This is a genomic window from Xanthomonas sp. BRIP62418, from assembly GCF_003993495.1.
GTDB lineage: Bacteria > Pseudomonadota > Gammaproteobacteria > Xanthomonadales > Xanthomonadaceae > Xanthomonas > Xanthomonas euroxanthea.
The window spans coordinates 19,376-36,049 of sequence record NZ_QEZG01000035.1; the positions used below are offsets into that span (position 1 = coordinate 19,376).

Consider the following 16,674-nt stretch of genomic DNA (forward strand, 5'->3'; position numbering starts at 1 on the left):
TATCATCGCGCTCTCGTTTTCCTGATGCGTCCTGCCCAGACCCATGATCCGACGGTCCACGTTTTCCGCGCCTGCGCGCCTGATTGCCCTCATGCTGGTCATGGCGTTCGTCGTCACCGGCTGCCACCGCGGCGCCAAGGACAAGAATCCCGACGAGGGCATGCCGGTCGAGCAGCTCTACGGCAAGGGCCACGACCTGATGGAGAAAGGCAACTGGGCCGGCGCCGAAGCCAGCTACAAGCGCCTGATCGCCCAGTACCCGTATGGCCCGTACACCGAGCAGGCGATGATCGAAACCGCCTACGCCCAGTACAAGGCCGGCAAGCACGACGACACCGTCTCCAGCGTCGACCGCTTCATCCGGACCTACCCGACCCATCGCAACATCTCGTACCTTTATTACCTGCGCGGGCTGGCCAACAGCAACCGCGACACGGTGTTCCTGCGCCGCGTCTGGTCGCTGGACCCGAGCCGCCGCGACCTGTCCTCGCCGCAGCAGGCCTACAACGACTTCAACACCGTGACCGACCGCTACCCGAACAGCCGCTACGCGCCGGATGCGCGCAAGCGCATGATCGAGCTGCGCGACGTGTTCGCCCAGCACGAACTGGACAACGCGCTGTACTACCTGCGTCGCAATGCCTGGGTGTCGGCGGCCGGTCGCGCCAACTACCTGCTGGAAACCTATCCGCAGAGCGCCTACCAATACGACGCGGTGGCGGTGCTGGCCGAGGCCTACACCCACCTGGGCAACAAGACCCTGGCCGCCGATGCCCGCCGCGTGCTGGAGCTCAACAGCCCGCAGCATCCGTGGCTGACCGGCAATTGGCCGAAGTACCCGTGGGCCATCCGCAAGCTCAACCCGTTCGCCGGCGAGAAGTCCGCCGCCACCGGTCAGCGCAATGCACAGATGAGCCGCGACTGAGCGATCAGCCGCCGGTGTGATGAGAAGGGGCCGCAAGGCCCCTTTTTTATTGCGGCAATGCCGCTGCCGCAATGCCGGTGGCAGCGGCGCGGCTGAGTGTCGCAGGCGCCTGCCGTGCCTGACGACGGCCACGCCCGATCGAGCGACAGATCGATCTTTCCCGCACTACGGACGTGCACGCTTGCACACCACGCGTCCTTGCGCCGCCGAGCGCGCTTGCCTGCGGCAGTTGCGTTCACCTCGCCAGACCTGGCACCAGGTCACCGAACCGCGCCTGCGCGCTGCCTATACTCGGCCTCGGGAAGATCACTCCCGCTGACGCCCGCCAGGAGGCCGCATGACCCGCTGCATCATCCCGTTCATGCTTGGCCTGCTGCTGGCGGCAATGACCACCACCGCCAGCGCGGCTCCCATCGTCTACGGCGTCAACGCCCACGACAGCCGCTCCGCCTACCCGATCGCCCAGGCCGAGGCCCGCTTCAAGCTGCTGGCCGCGCGCAATCTGCGCAGCTACCGCTTCGATGTGGACCCGCGCGATTACGCCACGCTGGATGCGCTTGTCCCGCTGGCGCGCAAGTACGGCATCACGCTACGCCCAATGGTGTACCCGATGTCGCGCGAGATCGGTTACCAGCTGGCGCGTCGCTATGCGGCCGACATCAAGGTCTGGGAGATCGGCAATGAACAGGATCTGGTGCGCGCCGAGGCCGATGCCCGCATCGCGGCGATGACCACGATGTACCTGGGCATGCGCCAGGCCTCCAACGAACTGGGCGCCGGCCTGCGCTTCACCATCAACATCACCGCCTGCAACAGCGACGACCGCAGCGCCAACGCACGCTGCCCGGGTGACCGCAATGGCTCGCTGTGGTTCCTGGCCAAGGCCAAGGCGGCCGGCTTCAACTTCGACCACATCAGCTTCCACTACTACGCCTTCCACCAGGACGCCGGCTACTGGAGCACGTTGTATCTGGGCCAGCTGCGCACCGCCGCGCAGACCTACAAGACGCCGGTGTTCTTCAACGAGCTGAACTGTGCGGAGATCTACACCGGCAACACCACCGGCGGTGCGGAAGGCGACCGCGGCTGCTACGACAGCCTGGCGCAGCTGCTGCGCAACGTGCGCGACAACTACGCCGACGTGGTGTCCGAGGTGAACGTCTACGAATTGCTGGACCAGACCAGCATCGAGGGCGCCGAAGGCCATTTCGGCCTGATGTACGACCTGACGCGGCCCAAGCCGACCCTGGACCTGCTCACCCGCTTCGCCCAGGCGCCGGCCGCCGCAGCGGTGGCCAATGCGCCGGACGACCGACCGCAATAGCCAATCGGGCTACTGGCCAGAATACCCATTGGTGATCGGGTAACGCCGCTCGCGACCGAACGCGCGCCGCGACACCTTCGGCCCGGGCGCGGCCTGGTGGCGCTTCCATTCGTTGAGCCGCACCAGCCGCAGCACGTGTTCCACCGTATCGGCGGCGTAGCCAGCCGCGACGATGTCGTCGCGCGACTGTTCCTGGTCGACGTAGCGATACAGGATCCCGTCCAGCACATCGTAGGGCGGCAGCGAATCCTGGTCAGTCTGGTTGTCGCGCAACTCGGCCGAGGGCGGGCGCGAAATCACTGCCGGCGGAATCACCGGCGCCCCGCCCACGGTATTGCGCCACTTGGCCAGGCCGAACACTTCGGTCTTGTACAGGTCCTTGAGCGGGGCGTAGCCGCCGCACATGTCGCCGTAGATGGTGGCGTACCCCACCGCGTATTCGCTCTTGTTGCCGGTGGTCAGCAACAGCCCGCCGAACTTGTTGGACAGCGCCATCAGGATCACCCCGCGGCTGCGCGACTGCAGGTTCTCTTCGGTGATGTCCGGCTGGGTGCCTTCGAACATCGGCCCCAGCGCGGCGAGCAGGCCTTCAAACGCCGGCTCGATCGCGATGGTTTCCAGCTTGACGCCCAGCGCGCGGCATTGCTCGTCGGCCAGGTCGTTGGACAGATTGGCCGTGTAGCGCGACGGCAGCCGCACCGCGGTGACGTTGTCGCCGCCCAGCGCGTCGACCGCCATCGCCAGCACCAGCGCCGAATCGATGCCGCCGGACAGGCCCAGCCACACCTTGCTGAAACCGTTCTTGCGGCAGTAGTCCTGCAGCCCGCGCACCACGGCGCGCCAAGCCAGCGCATCCATGCTTTCGTCGCCGTCGTCCACCCACACCACCGGGGTGAAGCTGCGCTCGCCGGCGGCGTAGTCCACCACCAGCCACTGATCGACGAACGCGGCGGCGGCCGGATGCACGGTGCCGTCGCCATCGGCCACCACCGAGGCACCGTCGAACACCAGCGCATCCTGCCCGCCGACCACGTTGAGATAGGCAATCGCCGCCCCGCTCTCACGGGTGCGCTCGGCCAGCAAGGCATCGCGCTGCGCATGTTTGCCGCGCTCGTAGGGCGAGGCGTTGGGCACCAGCACCAGCTCGGCGCCGGCCTGCACGGTCCTGGCCAACGGCTCGACAAACCACAGGTCCTCGCAGATCACCAAGCCCACCTGCACGCCCTTGACCGTGACCACGCAGTTATCGCCATCCGGGTCCACGTCGAAATAGCGGCGCTCGTCGAATACCGCGTAATTGGGCAGCTCTCGCTTGCGGTACGTCGCTTCGATGCGCCCGTCGCGCAACACGCTGGCGGCGTTGTAGACCACGCTGCCGGCACTCTGCGGCCAGCCGACCACCGCCACGACCCCGCGCGTGCTGGCGGCGATGCGCGCCAGCGCTTCCTCGCAATGGGCCAGAAAACCGGGCCGCAGCAGCAGATCTTCCGGCGGGTAACCGCTGATCGCCAGCTCGGGAAACAGCACGATGTCCGCATCGAACTCATCGCGCGCTGCCGCGATGAAGTCGATGATGCGATCGGTATTGCGCGCCACGGCACCGACCGGAAAGTCGAACTGCGCCATGGCAATGCGGAGCGTCTGGGACATGTCAACGGCCTTGTGCGTGTGTTTTCCGAAGCACGGAAGCGGAAAGGGAGAACGAGCCGCAAGCAGACCTCGCGCGATCATCTCGCAGACGTCGTCGCCACTCGCCAGCACCGCATTATTCCAGAAGCGCAGCACCTGGAAGCCCTCGCGGCGCAGGAAAGCATCGCGCGTGGCATCCGCACCCGGCAGCAGGTGCTGGCTACCGTCGATTTCGACGATCAACGCCCGGGCGAGGCAGACGAAATCGACGATGTAGGGCCCGATGGGGACCTGACGCCGGAATTTGAAGCCGAGCAGACGCCGATCTCGCAACCGATACCAAAGCGCGCGCTCGGCGGCGGTCATCTCACGACGCAGGCGCTTGGCGAATCCGGTCTTGGCGGCGTGGCGCATCGACATTCTCGGCAGGAGGATGGCCACGGTGACTGGTGCCGCCCGGGTGGCGCCATCGGTGTCGATGGCACTTTGGCGTGGGAGATCGCCGCGCGGGAAGCGCCCTCACCCCTACCCCTCTCCCGCAGGCGGGAGAGGGGATGTCGCTGCCGGCGGGGGCTTGGGCAGCGGCAGTTGCCTGACCTCGGTGTGCTCCGTCGATTTGCCGGAGAACGACAAACCTGGCGTGCTTGAGAACATGACCGGGCTTTTGCTCTTGCTCCTGCTCTTGCTCCTGCTCTTGTTGTCGTTCTTGCTGTTGCTCCCTTCTCCCGCCTGCGGGAGAAGGTGCCCGAAGGGCGGATGAGGGGATGTTCCAAACGCCCACAAAAAAGGCCGCCCGAAGGCGGCCTCTCTGACGCTCACACGCTTGCGCGCGCGGCGTGCTTACTTCACCAGCGCAGCAATCGCCGCACCCAGATCGCCCGGCGAACGGACGGTCTTGACGCCAGCGGCTTCCATCGCCGCGAACTTGCCTTCGGCAGTGCCCTTGCCGCCCGATGCGATCGCACCGGCGTGGCCCATGCGCTTGCCGGCCGGCGCCGAGGCACCGGCGATGAAGCCGACGACCGGCTTCTTCACGAACTGCTTGATGTATTCGGCGCCAGCTTCCTCGGCGTCGCCACCGATTTCGCCAACCATGATGATGCCTTCGGTCTGCGGGTCTTCGTTGAACAGCTTGAGGCAGTCGACGAAGTTCAGGCCGTTGATCGGGTCGCCACCGATACCGATGCAGGTGCTCTGGCCCAGGCCCACTTCGGTGGTCTGCTTGACCGCTTCATAGGTCAGCGTGCCCGAACGCGACACGATGCCGATCTTGCCCGGCTTGTGGATGTGGCCCGGCATGATGCCGATCTTGCACTCGCCTGGGGTGATCACGCCGGGGCAGTTCGGCCCGATCAGCACGGTGTCCGGATGCGAGCGGGTCAGCACGTTCTTGACGCGCAGCATGTCCAGCACCGGGATGCCTTCGGTGATGCAGACGATGACCTTGATGCCGGCCGCAGCCGCTTCCAGGATCGCATCGGCCGCGTACGGCGGCGGCACGTAGATCACCGACGCGTCTGCGCCGGTGGCCTTGACGGCATCGGCCACGGTGTTGAACACCGGCAGGTCGATATGCGTGGTGCCGCCCTTGCCCGGCGTCACGCCGCCGACGACCTGGGTGCCGTACTCGATCATCTGAGTGGCGTGGAAGGTGCCCTGCTGGCCGGTGAAGCCCTGCACGATCACCTTGGTGTTCTTGTTAATCAAAACGGACATGGATAGTTCCTTCGGTGTCGTGAATCAGGCGGCGTTCTTGACAGCTTCGACGACCTTCTTGGCACCGTCGTTGATGTTGTCGGCCGGGATGATGGCCATGCCGCTGTCGCGCAGCAGCTGCTTGCCTTCTTCCACGTTGGTGCCTTCCAGGCGCACCACGACCGGAACCTTGACGCCCACTTCCTTGACCGCCGCGATGATGCCCTCGGCAATCATGTCGCAGCGGACGATGCCGCCGAAGATGTTGACGAAGATGCCTTCGACCTTGTCCGAGGACAGGATCAGCTTGAATGCCTCGATGACGCGCTGCTTGTTGGCGCCGCCGCCCACGTCCAGGAAGTTCGCCGGCTCGCCGCCGTTGAGCTTGATCACGTCCATGGTGGCCATGGCCAGGCCGGCGCCGTTGACCATGCAACCGATGTTGCCGTCCATGGTGACGTAGTTGATGTCCAGCTCCGACGCAGTCACTTCGGTCTCGTCTTCCTGCGTCTTGTCGCGCATGGCGACCAGCTGCTTCTGACGGAACGCGGCGTTGTCGTCGCTGTCGAACTTGCCGTCCAGCGCGTACAGGTTGCCATCGTCCAGGATGGCCAGCGGGTTGATTTCAACCAGCGCCAGGTCCTTTTCGTTGAACAGGCGATACAGGTTCACCATGATGCTGGCGAACTGGCCGGCCTGCTTGGCGGTCAGGCCGAGCTTGAAGCCGAAATCGCGGCCGTGGTAGCCCTGCACGCCTTCGACGAAATCGACATTGAGCGAGTGGATCAGCTCCGGCGTCTCGGCGGCGACCTGCTCGATCTCCACGCCACCCTCGCTGGAGGCGATGTAGGTGATGGTCTTGGTGCCGCGGTCGACCAGGATCGACAGGTACAGCTCCTTGACGATCTCGCCGGCGGTGGTCACCAGCACCAGGTTGATCGGCAGCTCGACGCCGGCGGTCTGGTAGGTGGACATCTTGGTGCCGAGCATCTTGGCCGCTGCGGCCTTCACGTCGTCGGTGGTCTTGCAGAACTTGACGCCGCCAGCCTTACCGCGACCGCCCGCGTGGATCTGCGCCTTCACCATCCAGGGGCCCTTGCCCAGGGAATTGGCGACTTCAACCGCTTCGTCCGGGGTCGCCGCGACCTTGCCGGCCGGAACGGGGATGCCGTACTCGGCAAGCAGCTGTTTTGACTGGTATTCGTGGAAATTCATGCGTCACCGTGGGAAAAGGAAACGACCGCTGCGTGCAACGCAGACCGCGTGGGCGGCACGTCAAGAGACGCGAACGGGCCGCCTATTGTGGCCGACCACGCCGTGCGGCGCAAAAGTCGGCCCGAGTGCCCCGCCGCTGGCGGCGCTTGCGTCCAGCCCGGCACTGTGCGCAAGCGCTGCGTGGGCCGCGCACCTGCCTATACTCGCCGCTTGCGCCCGCGGGGAATCGGTTTGCCATCCAGCCCATCGCTTATCGACCGGATCCAGTCCGCGCCACAGCGCGAGCTGTACTTCTTTTCGCTGTACCGGGTGCTGGTGGCCGGGCTGATCGCCGCACTGGTGTTCAGCCCCCTGTCCGACGCGATCCCCGAGCCCCGCTACCCGCGCCTGGCGGCCGGTGTGGCGATCGGCTACCTGGCGATGGCCATCCCGCTGCTGTTTCGGGGACGCAACGAGCGCCGCCTGACCGCCACCGTGCTGTGCGCGGTGATCGCCGACATCCTCGCCGCGACCCTTGCCACGCATGCGCTGCCTGGCGCCAGCGCCGGCATCGCGATGATGCTGCTGTTCAATGTCGCCGCCGCCTCGATCCTGCTGCGCCTGCGCTATGGCATGAGCATTGCCGTGCTCGCCAGCGCCGCCACCGTGCTGGAGTACCTGTGGACCGTGCTGGAAGGCGGCGGCGCCACCCGCCCGATCGCCGAACTGGCGATGTTCGCCACCAGCTATGTCGCAGTGGCCTTCATCTGCGAACAGATCGCCTCGCGGGCGCGCCGCAACCAGGTGCTGGCCGAGGAGCGCGGTGCGCAGGTCGCCAATCTCTACGAGATCAACGAGCTGATCATCCGCCGCATGCGCACCGGCGTGCTGGTGGTCGATACGCACAACCGCATCACCCTGGCCAACGAGGCGGCGCTGGCGCTGCTCGGCGATGGCGACCAGCGCAACGCCCCGGTCGACCTGTCGCTGGCCGCGCTTACCCCGGAGCTGGCGCGCCGCCTGCAGCGCTGGCGCAGCGGCTGGCGCCAGGAGGAAGCCCCGCTACAACTGGGCGCCGACCGCCCGGAAGTTCAGCCGCGCTTCGTGCGCCTGCTCGCCGACAGCGACCTGGTGCTGGTGTTCCTGGACGATGCCAGCGTGGTGTCGCGGCGCGCCGAATCGCTCACCCTGTCGGCGATGGGACGCTTTTCGGCCAGCCTGGCGCATGAGATCCGCAACCCGCTGGCAGCGATCAGCTACGCCTCGCAATTGCTGGAAGAATCCCCGGACATCGGCGATGCCGACCGCCGCCTGCTGCAAATCATCCACCAGCAATGCCAGCGCACCAACGGCATCGTCGAAAGCGTGCTTGCGCTGGCCCGGCGCGAACGCGCCAACCCGGACAACCTGGACCTGGCCGCGTTCGTGCGCCGCTTCGTGATCGAGTACCGGCAGACCCTGTCGATGGAAACCGACATCCTGGAAGCGAGCATTCAAGGCGCGTCCGTGCATGCCCTGGTCGACCCCAAGCACCTGCACCAGATCCTGACCGCGCTGGTCCACAACGCGCTCAAGTACGGCCGGGTGATGGACGAGCCGGCGCGGGTGAAGCTGCGCGTCGAACGCCTGGAACGCATGGCGGTGATCGATGTCATCGACCGCGGCCCCGGCATCCCGGAGACGGTGGCCGCACAACTGTTCCGCCCGTTCTACACCACCTCCGAGCACGGTACCGGGCTCGGCCTGTACATCGCCCAGGAGCTGTGCCGCGCCAACCAGGCGCAACTGGACTATGTGTCGGTGCCGGGCGGCGGCGCCTGCTTCCGGATCCTGTTGCAGGGGCCCAACAGCCTGCTCGGGAAATGAGCGGGATCGTTGCGTCACGCCTGCAGCATGCCCATGGCGCATCTGCCTGCAACGGCGCTGCGTTCGTGTATCTGCGGCCAGCCGCTACGCTTCGTGCGTCCCGCCGCGCCCGTTGTTTGATCATGTGAATCGTTGGGCCCGCACTCGGCCGGCAATTGTCGACTGTCATCGCCCTGGGCTATCGTGCGCCACATGAACGAACCGAAAAGTGCCCTGGTTGTCGATGACGAGCGTGACATTCGCGAACTGCTTGTTCTCACCCTGGGCCGGATGGGCCTGCGCATCAGCACCGCCGCCAACCTGGCCGAAGCGCGCGAGTTGCTGGCCAACAATCCCTACGACCTGTGCCTGACCGACATGCGCTTGCCCGACGGCAACGGCATCGAACTGGTCACCGAAATCGCCAAGCACTATCCGCAGACCCCGGTGGCGATGATCACCGCGTTCGGCAGCATGGACCTGGCGGTGGAGGCCTTGAAGGCCGGTGCCTTCGACTTCGTCAGCAAGCCGGTGGACATCAGCGTGCTGCGCGGCCTGGTCAAGCACGCGCTGGAATTGAATAACCGCGATCGCCCCGCTCCGCCGGCGCCGCCGCCGGAACAGGCCAGCCGCCTGCTCGGCGATTCCAGTGCGATGGAAAGCCTGCGCGCCACCATCGGCAAGGTGGCGCGTAGCCAGGCGCCGGTCTACATCGTCGGCGAATCGGGCGTGGGCAAGGAGCTGGTCGCCCGCACCATCCACGAACAGGGCGCCCGCGCGGCCGGCCCGTTCGTGCCGGTCAACTGCGGCGCCATCCCCGCCGAACTGATGGAAAGCGAGTTCTTCGGCCACAAGAAGGGCAGCTTCACCGGCGCGCATGCCGACAAGCCCGGCCTGTTCCAGGCCGCGCATGGCGGCACGCTGTTCCTGGACGAAGTGGCCGAACTGCCGCTGCAGATGCAGGTCAAGCTGCTGCGCGCGATCCAGGAAAAATCGGTGCGCCCGGTCGGCGCCTCCAGCGAGTCGCTGGTGGACGTGCGCATCCTATCGGCCACGCACAAGAACCTGGGCGACCTGGTCTCGGACGGCCGTTTCCGCCACGACCTGTACTACCGCATCAACGTGATCGAACTGCGCGTGCCGCCGCTGCGCGAACGCGGCGGCGACCTGCCGCAGCTGGCCGCGGCGATCATCGCCCGCCTGGCGCACAGCCATGGCCGGCCGATTCCGCTGCTGACCCAATCCGCGCTCGATGCGCTGGACCAGTACGGCTTCCCGGGCAATGTCCGCGAGCTGGAAAACATCCTGGAACGCGCCCTGGCCCTGGCCGAAGACGACCAGATCAGCGCCACCGACCTGCGCCTGCCCGCCCACGGCGGCCACCGCCTGGCCGCCACCCCCGGCAGCGCCGCCGTCGAACCGCGCGAAGCCGTGGTCGACATCGACCCCGCCTCGGCCGCCCTGCCCTCCTACATCGAGCAACTGGAACGCGCCGCGATCCAGAAAGCGCTGGAAGAAAACCGCTGGAACAAGACCAAGACCGCCGCGCAGCTGGGCATCACGTTTCGGGCCTTGCGGTACAAGTTGAAGAAGTTGGGGATGGAGTAGAAGGGCCGGGAATGGGGAATCGGGATTGGGGAATCGTAAAAGCGAGTTCGCTGCGTTCGCTCGTCCTGAATGCTTCGTTCTGACCTCTATGTCTTCTTGAGCACTGAAGACGGCATTCATGGCCTGATGCTGTTCTCACAATAAAAAACGGCGCTCCTCTTACGAGGAAGCGCCGTTTTTTTGGCCTTCGCAACTTTGCCCAGTCTCAAAACCGTCGAGCAAAAGCTTGGGGGAAAAGGATTACCGCTGTAACCAGCTTCTCCGATTCCCCAATCCCGATTCCCGATTCCCGGCCCTCAGTCCTTGGTTACGCGATTGATCTCGGCCAGGCTGGTCACCCCGTGCGCGGCCTTGACCAGCGCAGACTGGCGCAGGTCGCGGATGCCGATCTTCTGCGCGGCCTCGGCGATCTGCATCGCGTTGCCGCCTTCCAGCACGATCGCGCCAATCTCGTCGGTCATCGGCATCACCTGGTAGATACCGGTACGGCCCTTGTAGCCTTCGGTGCACTCGTCGCAACCGACCGCCTCATACAGTTCGATACCGGCAGCGAGCTGCTCTGCAGTGAACCCTTCCGCCAGCAACGCATGCTCGGGCAAGGTCGATTTGCGCTTGCAGTTGTTGCACAGGCGCCGCGCCAGACGCTGCGCAATCACCAACGTCACCGATGAGGTGATGTTGTAGGGCGCAATACCCATGTTCATCAAACGCGCGATGGTCTGCGGCGCATCATTGGTGTGCAGCGTGGACAGCACCATGTGACCGGTCTGCGCGGCCTTGATCGCGATCTCGGCCGTTTCCAGGTCGCGGATTTCGCCGACCATGATGATGTCCGGATCCTGGCGCAGAAACGAGCGCAACGCCGCCGCGAACGTCATGCCGCGCTTGTTGTTCTGCTGCACCTGGTTGACGCCAGGCAGGCGGATTTCGACCGGATCCTCGGCGGTGGAAATGTTGCGCGTCTCGTCGTTGAGGATGCCCAACGCCGTATACAGCGACACCGTCTTGCCCGAACCGGTCGGCCCGGTCACCAGCACCATGCCGTACGGCTTGTGGATCGCCTCCAGGAACAGCTTCTGCTGGTCCGCCTCGTAGCCCAGCTTCTCGATGCCCAGCTTGGCCGCGCTGCCGTCCAGGATACGCAGCACCACCTTTTCGCCGAACAGGGTCGGCAAGGTGCTCACGCGGAAGTCGATCTGCTTGGTCTTGGACAGGTTGAGCTTGATGCGCCCGTCCTGCGGCACCCGCTTTTCGGCGATATCCAGCTGCGACATCACCTTCAGACGCGCCGCGATGCGCTGGTTCAGCTTTACCGGTGCCTTGGCCACGTTCTTCAGCAGCCCGTCGATCCGCAGCCGCACCCGGTAGTCGTCTTCATAGGGCTCGAAATGGATGTCGGAGGCTCCCCGCCGGATCGCATCCACCAGCACCTTGTTGACGAACTTCACCACCGGCGTGTCGTCGCCCTTGGCATCGACCCCAGCATCCCCGCCGGCGCCCATGTCCTCGTCCCCGGCCGACACGTCCAGGTCGCCCATCCCCTCATCGTCGTCACCGAGCGACGAGCCAAGCGCCGCATTGCTGGCTTGCCATTGCTCCAAGGTACGACGGATCTGGTCCTCGTCGACCAGGATCGGCTCGACCACCAGGTTGGTATGGAACTTGATGTCGTCCAGCGCCCGAGTCTGGGTCGGGTTGCTCACCCCCACGAACAACCGGTTGCCGCGCTTGAACAGCGGCAGCACCTGATACTTCTGGAGCAACTCCTCACTGACCAGCTTGACCGCGTTCTGATTGGCGTCGAACACCGACACGTCCATCAGCGGCATACCGAACTCAACCGCATTGGCGGCCGCGAGCTGCGCGGCTGTTACAAGCTTCTTTTCGGCGAACCATTGCGGTAACGGGACCTTGGCCGATGCGGCCTGATCCATCGCTGCTCGTGCGATACCTTCGTCCAGTACACCGTCCTGAACCAGACGACGAGCGATTCCGGTGATCCCGACTAGATTGACAGTGGCAGCTATGTTCATGAAATAAGTTCCAGGGAACAGCAGACTAAAAGTACTCCATTGTCACTGAGTGCAACGGATCAGCACAGTGGATTGCAGTAATCATTAGGCTTAACTACTACGCCAGATGTCCAACTATCACTTCAGCAAGGTAACAATGCTGTCGCATTAAAAACAAACGGGCCCGCAAAATATGCGGGCCCGTCACAAAGAGCAGCGAAAAAACATCAGATCGGTTGAGTGAATTTTCTCTGCCTTATTCAAAGCTACTTATTAGGTTCCGCCGCAGGTCTTGGGCTTCAGCTTCTGAGCAACGTTTGTGGCGCAAGTCCAAGCGCCTACAACACCAGCCGTGGTATCAGCTGCGCGGCTCCAAGTGATGGTTTGCCCTGCAACTTGGGCATTGCCCTTCAGGGTGCAAGTGACGGTAGAAAGACCCGTCGTTGCTACGCTAACAGCATAAGAGCAGCGGTCAGAACTAGCTTGCAAACCCACGTCCGCAGGCGTGGAAAGTGCAGTAGCGATGCCATCTGCCACTTTGGTCTCAATATTGACCTTGGCAGGCGTGATCTCTGCCAAACCTGCAGCTACCTGCGACTTCGCAGTGTAATCCTGGTAAGCCGGCAGTGCAATTGCAGCCAGGATGGCGATGATCGCAATCACGATCATCAGTTCGATCAGCGTAAAACCTTGTTGCTTCTTCATGGATGTCCCCTAGAGTTGTTGAGTGTTCGCCCACGGGCCACTCCCTTTGGGCGCCGCGTAGCGGATGCCACGTGCAGGGTTGTATAAGCAGGATGCATGCCAAGTATTCGGCAATCACCCCAATTTCCCCCCTGCAGTGGATGATGCAGCATGTTGCACGTGCCTTGGGGAGCCACGATGCGGAACTGCGACAGACTCCCCTACCCGCCCCCAACGGTCACTAGGTGACGCGAAACGTCAGACCCTAACGCCCCCCCGGGGGGACACTGAGGGACGCAGGAAGCAGATGCCGTGCCCCCCGGAACGAGTTACCATTCAAGGGTATTCACCTGGGGATGGTGAATGGGGGTCTCACATGTCAGCAGTACGTAGTGCCATCAAAAACAAGCCGACCGCACAGGTAGATCAGATGAGTCCGTTTGTCTGGGAGGGAACAGACAAGCGCGGCGTCAAGATGAAAGGCGAGCAAGCGGCCAAGAATGCAAATTTGCTACGCGCAGAATTGCGACGCCAAGGCATTACGCCGACCGTTGTCAAGGTGAAGCCCAAGCCGCTTTTCGGCTCTGCTGGTCAGAAGGTGACCTCAAAGGACATTTCGTTCTTCAGCCGGCAAATGGCAACAATGATGAAGTCCGGTGTGCCGATCGTCGGTGCGCTGGAGATTATTGGCAGCGGCCACAAAAACCCGCGCATGCGTAGCATGGTTGGACAGATTCGTAGCGATATCGAAGGTGGCTCATCGCTGCACGAGGCAATCAGCAGGCACCCGGTGCAGTTCGACGAACTGTATCGAAACCTGGTCAAGGCTGGCGAAGGCGCGGGCGTCCTTGAAACGGTGCTGGACACCGTGGCTACCTATAAAGAAAACTTGGAAGCATTAAAGGGAAAGATCAAGAAGGCCCTGTTCTATCCCGCAACGGTGGTCGCGGTAGCGCTTTTGGTCAGCTCAATTCTGCTGATCTTTGTCGTGCCGCAATTTGAAGACGTTTTCAAAGGCTTCGGTGCGGAACTTCCTGCGTTCACTCAGATGATCGTCAATGCATCAAGGTTCATGGTGTCTTGGTGGTGGTTGATCTTGTTTATCGTAGTCGGCGCAGTGGTTGGCTTCATCTATGCGTACAAGCGCTCCCCATCAATGCAACACGGCATGGACCGTCTAGTGCTCAAGATGCCGATTATTGGCAAGATAATGCACAACAGCTCGATCGCCCGCTTTTCCCGCACCACAGCCGTGACATTCAAGGCTGGCGTGCCGCTGGTCGAGGCACTGAGCATTGTTGCTGGCGCCACGGGTAACTCAGTCTACGAGAAAGCTGTGCTGCGCATGCGAGACGATGTATCGGTAGGCTACCCAGTCAACGTCGCGATGAAGCAGGTCAACCTGTTCCCGCACATGGTGGTGCAGATGACTGCCATCGGCGAAGAGGCAGGTGCACTTGACGCCATGTTGTTTAAGGTCGCCGAGTACTTCGAGCAGGAGGTCAATAACGCGGTCGACGCCCTCAGTAGCTTGATCGAACCACTCATCATGATATTCATTGGTACCGTTGTCGGCGGCATGGTCATCGGCATGTACCTGCCTATTTTCAAGCTAGCCACTGTAGTTGGATAAAACGTAATGGCATTTCTCGACCAGCATCCCGGTCTCGGCTTTCCTGCCGCGGCCGGACTGGGACTGCTGATCGGCAGCTTCCTGAACGTGGTGATCCTGCGCTTGCCCAAGCGCATGGAGTGGCAATGGCGGCGCGATGCGCGCGAGATCCTGGAGCTGCCGGACATCTATGAGCCGCCGCCGCCGGGGATCGTGGTGGAGCCCTCGCACGACCCCGTCACCGGCGACAAGCTCAAGTGGTGGGAGAACATCCCGCTCTTCAGCTGGCTGATGCTGCGCGGCAAATCGCGCTACAGCGGCAAGCCGATCTCCATCCAGTACCCGCTGGTGGAGCTGTTGACCTCGATCCTGTGCGTGGCCAGCGTCTGGCGGTTCGGCTTCGGCTGGCAGGGCTTCGGCGCGATCGTGCTGAGCTGCTTCCTGGTGGCGATGTCGGGCATCGACCTGCGGCACAAGCTGCTGCCGGACCAGCTGACCCTGCCATTGATGTGGCTGGGCCTGGTCGGCTCGATGGACAACCTGTACATGCCGGCCAAGCCCGCCTTGTTGGGCGCGGCGGTGGGCTATGTCTCGCTGTGGACGGTGTGGTGGCTGTTCAAACAGCTCACCGGCAAGGAAGGCATGGGTCACGGCGACTTCAAGCTGCTGGCCGCGCTCGGCGCCTGGTGCGGATTGAAAGGCATCCTGCCGATCATCCTGATCTCCTCGCTGGTCGGCGCCATCCTCGGTTCGATCTGGCTGGTGGCCAAGGGCCGCGACCGCGCCACGCCGATCCCGTTCGGCCCCTACCTGGCCATCGCCGGCTGGGTGGTGTTCTTCTGGGGCAACGATCTGGTAGACGGCTACCTGCACTTCGCAGGCCTGCGTTGACCCGGGCACGGCGATGAGCGACTTCATCGTCGGCCTCACCGGTGGCATCGCCTCCGGTAAGAGTGCGCTTGCCGCCGAATTCGAGAAGTTGGGCGTGCCGGTGATCGATGCGGATATCGTTGCGCGCCAGGTTGTGGCGCCCGGCCCCATTCTCGATGCGATCGTGGAACGGTTTGGCACGGCCATCCTGCTACCGGATGGCACGCTGGACCGCCCGGCCCTGCGCCAGATCGTCTTCGCCGATCCGGCCCAGCGGAAAGCGCTGGAAGCGATCACCCATCCGGCCATCCGTACAGAACTGCAGCGCGCCGCGCGGGAAGCCGTAGGCCCTTATACGATCGTCGCCATTCCCCTGCTGACCGAAGCGGGCGGCCGAATGACCTATGCCTGGCTGGACCGCATTGTTGTGGTCGATGTGCCGGTGTCGCTTCAGCATGCTCGCCTGATGCAACGCGACGGGATTACCGCAAAACTTGCCGATCAGATGATTGCCGCGCAGGCATCCCGCGCACAACGCTTGGCGATTGCCGATGACATCGTCAGCAACGAAGGCAACACGGACCAGTTGGCGCAACAAGCGCGACGCCTGGATGCGAGCTACAGGGCAATTTTACAAACGCATCGAATCGGGCGCTGACGTCCACGGCCGGGCACCCACGATGCTCCCACGGTCAGCCGGCTGCCATGATCGACGGCGAGTTCATTGGCACACGCTGCATGGCGTTCGTTCCTTCCGCACACAGATCCTCCGGCATGCGTGGCATGTTTCCCCGGGCAGCGTAACGTAGCTCGACGTCGAATCAGCGCACCAACACCGACCGCATCTACTTGCTGCATTGACATTCGATTTCCGCCGAGCGGGCGGTCACGCCGGTAAAGGACGCGCAGCCCATGCGGCTGGTGCCCTCGCCCACGTTCGACGTAGACAACCTCGACTTCGACCGTCGCCCCAAGCGTCGCGTGGACGATCTGCCGCCGCGCAAGGCGCGCATGCCCACGCGCTGCACGGTGGGCTATGCGTTCTACGATGCGGAGCCGGGCCGGCCACATAGCCAGCGCATCCCGAGCGTACGCCTACGCGGGCTGTGGCTGGAGCAGTTGGGGTTTGCGGTTGGGTGCAAGCTGCAGATCACTGCGCGTGCGGGCGAGTTGGTGGTGACGGTTGTAGAGCGCTGAGCTGGGTTTTGGGTGCGATTGTTTTTTGGACGCCTGCAGCGGGGAGGACGATACGTGTAAAGCCCTCGCGCCCGGGTGC

13 protein-coding genes and 1 pseudogene are annotated in these 16,674 nt (G+C 63.9%); 8 read left to right on the plus strand and 6 right to left on the minus strand.

The features are described from left to right. Positions 1-43: 43 nt before the first annotated feature. The gene (locus EO174_RS09925) at positions 44-925 is read left to right on the plus strand and encodes an outer membrane protein assembly factor BamD (protein ID WP_104583641.1); all 882 of its coding nucleotides are present in this window, start codon (positions 44-46) and stop codon (positions 923-925) included. 337 nt (positions 926-1,262) lie between these two features. Then, entirely contained in the window at positions 1,263-2,249 is a 987-nt protein-coding gene (locus EO174_RS09930) for a hypothetical protein (protein ID WP_126944186.1), read from the plus strand. Positions 2,250-2,258: 9 nt separating this feature from the next. Here the strand turns inward: EO174_RS09930 and EO174_RS09935 are convergent, their stop codons facing one another. The 4 genes and pseudogenes from EO174_RS09935 to sucC form a co-directional block, all read right to left on the minus strand. Beyond that, positions 2,259-3,899, minus strand: coding sequence for an NAD+ synthase (locus EO174_RS09935; protein ID WP_206515064.1), 1,641 nt, complete (start codon positions 3,897-3,899; stop codon positions 2,259-2,261). 33 nt (positions 3,900-3,932) lie between these two features. Beyond that, positions 3,933-4,292 (minus strand): annotated as a pseudogene (locus tag EO174_RS23060) (DUF559 domain-containing protein); the annotation flags it as partial. Positions 4,293-4,718: 426 nt separating this feature from the next. After that, positions 4,719-5,594, minus strand: a complete 876-nt coding sequence (gene sucD / locus EO174_RS09945) for a succinate--CoA ligase subunit alpha (RefSeq protein WP_047124757.1) — start codon at positions 5,592-5,594, stop codon at positions 4,719-4,721. A gap of 24 nt (positions 5,595-5,618) precedes the next feature. Further along, positions 5,619-6,788, minus strand: coding sequence for an ADP-forming succinate--CoA ligase subunit beta (gene sucC / locus EO174_RS09950; RefSeq protein WP_016901264.1), 1,170 nt, complete (start codon positions 6,786-6,788; stop codon positions 5,619-5,621). A 231-nt stretch (positions 6,789-7,019) separates the two neighbouring features. Between sucC and EO174_RS09955 the strand changes: the two genes are divergently transcribed. Together EO174_RS09955 and EO174_RS09960 are read left to right on the plus strand one after the other, a co-directional pair. Continuing rightward, positions 7,020-8,633, plus strand: coding sequence for a HAMP domain-containing sensor histidine kinase (locus tag EO174_RS09955; protein WP_104544483.1), 1,614 nt, complete (start codon positions 7,020-7,022; stop codon positions 8,631-8,633). A gap of 192 nt (positions 8,634-8,825) precedes the next feature. After that, positions 8,826-10,220 carry a sigma-54 dependent transcriptional regulator gene (locus EO174_RS09960; RefSeq protein WP_164739181.1) on the plus strand — a complete coding sequence of 465 codons (1,395 nt, stop codon included), beginning with the start codon at positions 8,826-8,828 and terminating at the stop codon, positions 10,218-10,220. A 296-nt stretch (positions 10,221-10,516) separates the two neighbouring features. On the opposite strand, the gene pilB is transcribed toward EO174_RS09960, so the two are convergent. Together pilB and EO174_RS09970 are read right to left on the minus strand one after the other, a co-directional pair. Then, positions 10,517-12,253, minus strand: a complete 1,737-nt coding sequence (pilB, locus tag EO174_RS09965) for a type IV-A pilus assembly ATPase PilB (RefSeq protein ID WP_126944195.1) — start codon at positions 12,251-12,253, stop codon at positions 10,517-10,519. A 252-nt stretch (positions 12,254-12,505) separates the two neighbouring features. After that, complete coding sequence (locus EO174_RS09970) at positions 12,506-12,937, minus strand: pilin (protein ID WP_126944198.1); 432 nt, start codon at positions 12,935-12,937, stop codon at positions 12,506-12,508. A 355-nt stretch (positions 12,938-13,292) separates the two neighbouring features. On the opposite strand from EO174_RS09970, the gene EO174_RS09975 reads away from it, so the two are divergent. From EO174_RS09975 to EO174_RS09990, 4 genes are all read left to right on the plus strand, one after another. Beyond that, positions 13,293-14,549 carry a type II secretion system F family protein gene (locus tag EO174_RS09975; protein WP_126944201.1) on the plus strand — a complete coding sequence of 419 codons (1,257 nt, stop codon included), beginning with the start codon at positions 13,293-13,295 and terminating at the stop codon, positions 14,547-14,549. 6 nt (positions 14,550-14,555) lie between these two features. Next, entirely contained in the window at positions 14,556-15,419 is an 864-nt protein-coding gene (locus tag EO174_RS09980) for an A24 family peptidase (protein ID WP_016849610.1), read from the plus strand. Between the two features lie 13 nt (positions 15,420-15,432). After that, positions 15,433-16,056, plus strand: a complete 624-nt coding sequence (gene coaE, locus EO174_RS09985) for a dephospho-CoA kinase (protein ID WP_126944204.1) — start codon at positions 15,433-15,435, stop codon at positions 16,054-16,056. Between the two features lie 209 nt (positions 16,057-16,265). Beyond that, positions 16,266-16,595 carry a SymE family type I addiction module toxin gene (locus tag EO174_RS09990; RefSeq protein ID WP_126944207.1) on the plus strand — a complete coding sequence of 110 codons (330 nt, stop codon included), beginning with the start codon at positions 16,266-16,268 and terminating at the stop codon, positions 16,593-16,595. The last annotated feature ends 79 nt before the right edge of the window (positions 16,596-16,674 follow it).

Coding starts and splice junctions, on each gene's coding strand:
- EO174_RS09960 (WP_164739181.1), top strand. CDS start 8,826: ATGAACGAACCGAAAAGTGCCCTGGTTGTCGATGACGAGCGTGACATT.
- EO174_RS09975 (WP_126944201.1), top strand. CDS start 13,293: ATGTCAGCAGTACGTAGTGCCATCAAAAACAAGCCGACCGCACAGGTA.
- sucC (WP_016901264.1), bottom strand. CDS start 6,788: ATGAATTTCCACGAATACCAGTCAAAACAGCTGCTTGCCGAGTACGGC.
- coaE (WP_126944204.1), top strand. CDS start 15,433: ATGAGCGACTTCATCGTCGGCCTCACCGGTGGCATCGCCTCCGGTAAG.
- EO174_RS09925 (WP_104583641.1), top strand. CDS start 44: ATGATCCGACGGTCCACGTTTTCCGCGCCTGCGCGCCTGATTGCCCTC.
- EO174_RS09980 (WP_016849610.1), top strand. CDS start 14,556: ATGGCATTTCTCGACCAGCATCCCGGTCTCGGCTTTCCTGCCGCGGCC.
- sucD (WP_047124757.1), bottom strand. CDS start 5,594: ATGTCCGTTTTGATTAACAAGAACACCAAGGTGATCGTGCAGGGCTTC.
- EO174_RS09970 (WP_126944198.1), bottom strand. CDS start 12,937: ATGAAGAAGCAACAAGGTTTTACGCTGATCGAACTGATGATCGTGATT.
- pilB (WP_126944195.1), bottom strand. CDS start 12,253: ATGAACATAGCTGCCACTGTCAATCTAGTCGGGATCACCGGAATCGCT.
- EO174_RS09930 (WP_126944186.1), top strand. CDS start 1,263: ATGACCCGCTGCATCATCCCGTTCATGCTTGGCCTGCTGCTGGCGGCA.
- EO174_RS09935 (WP_206515064.1), bottom strand. CDS start 3,899: ATGTCCCAGACGCTCCGCATTGCCATGGCGCAGTTCGACTTTCCGGTC.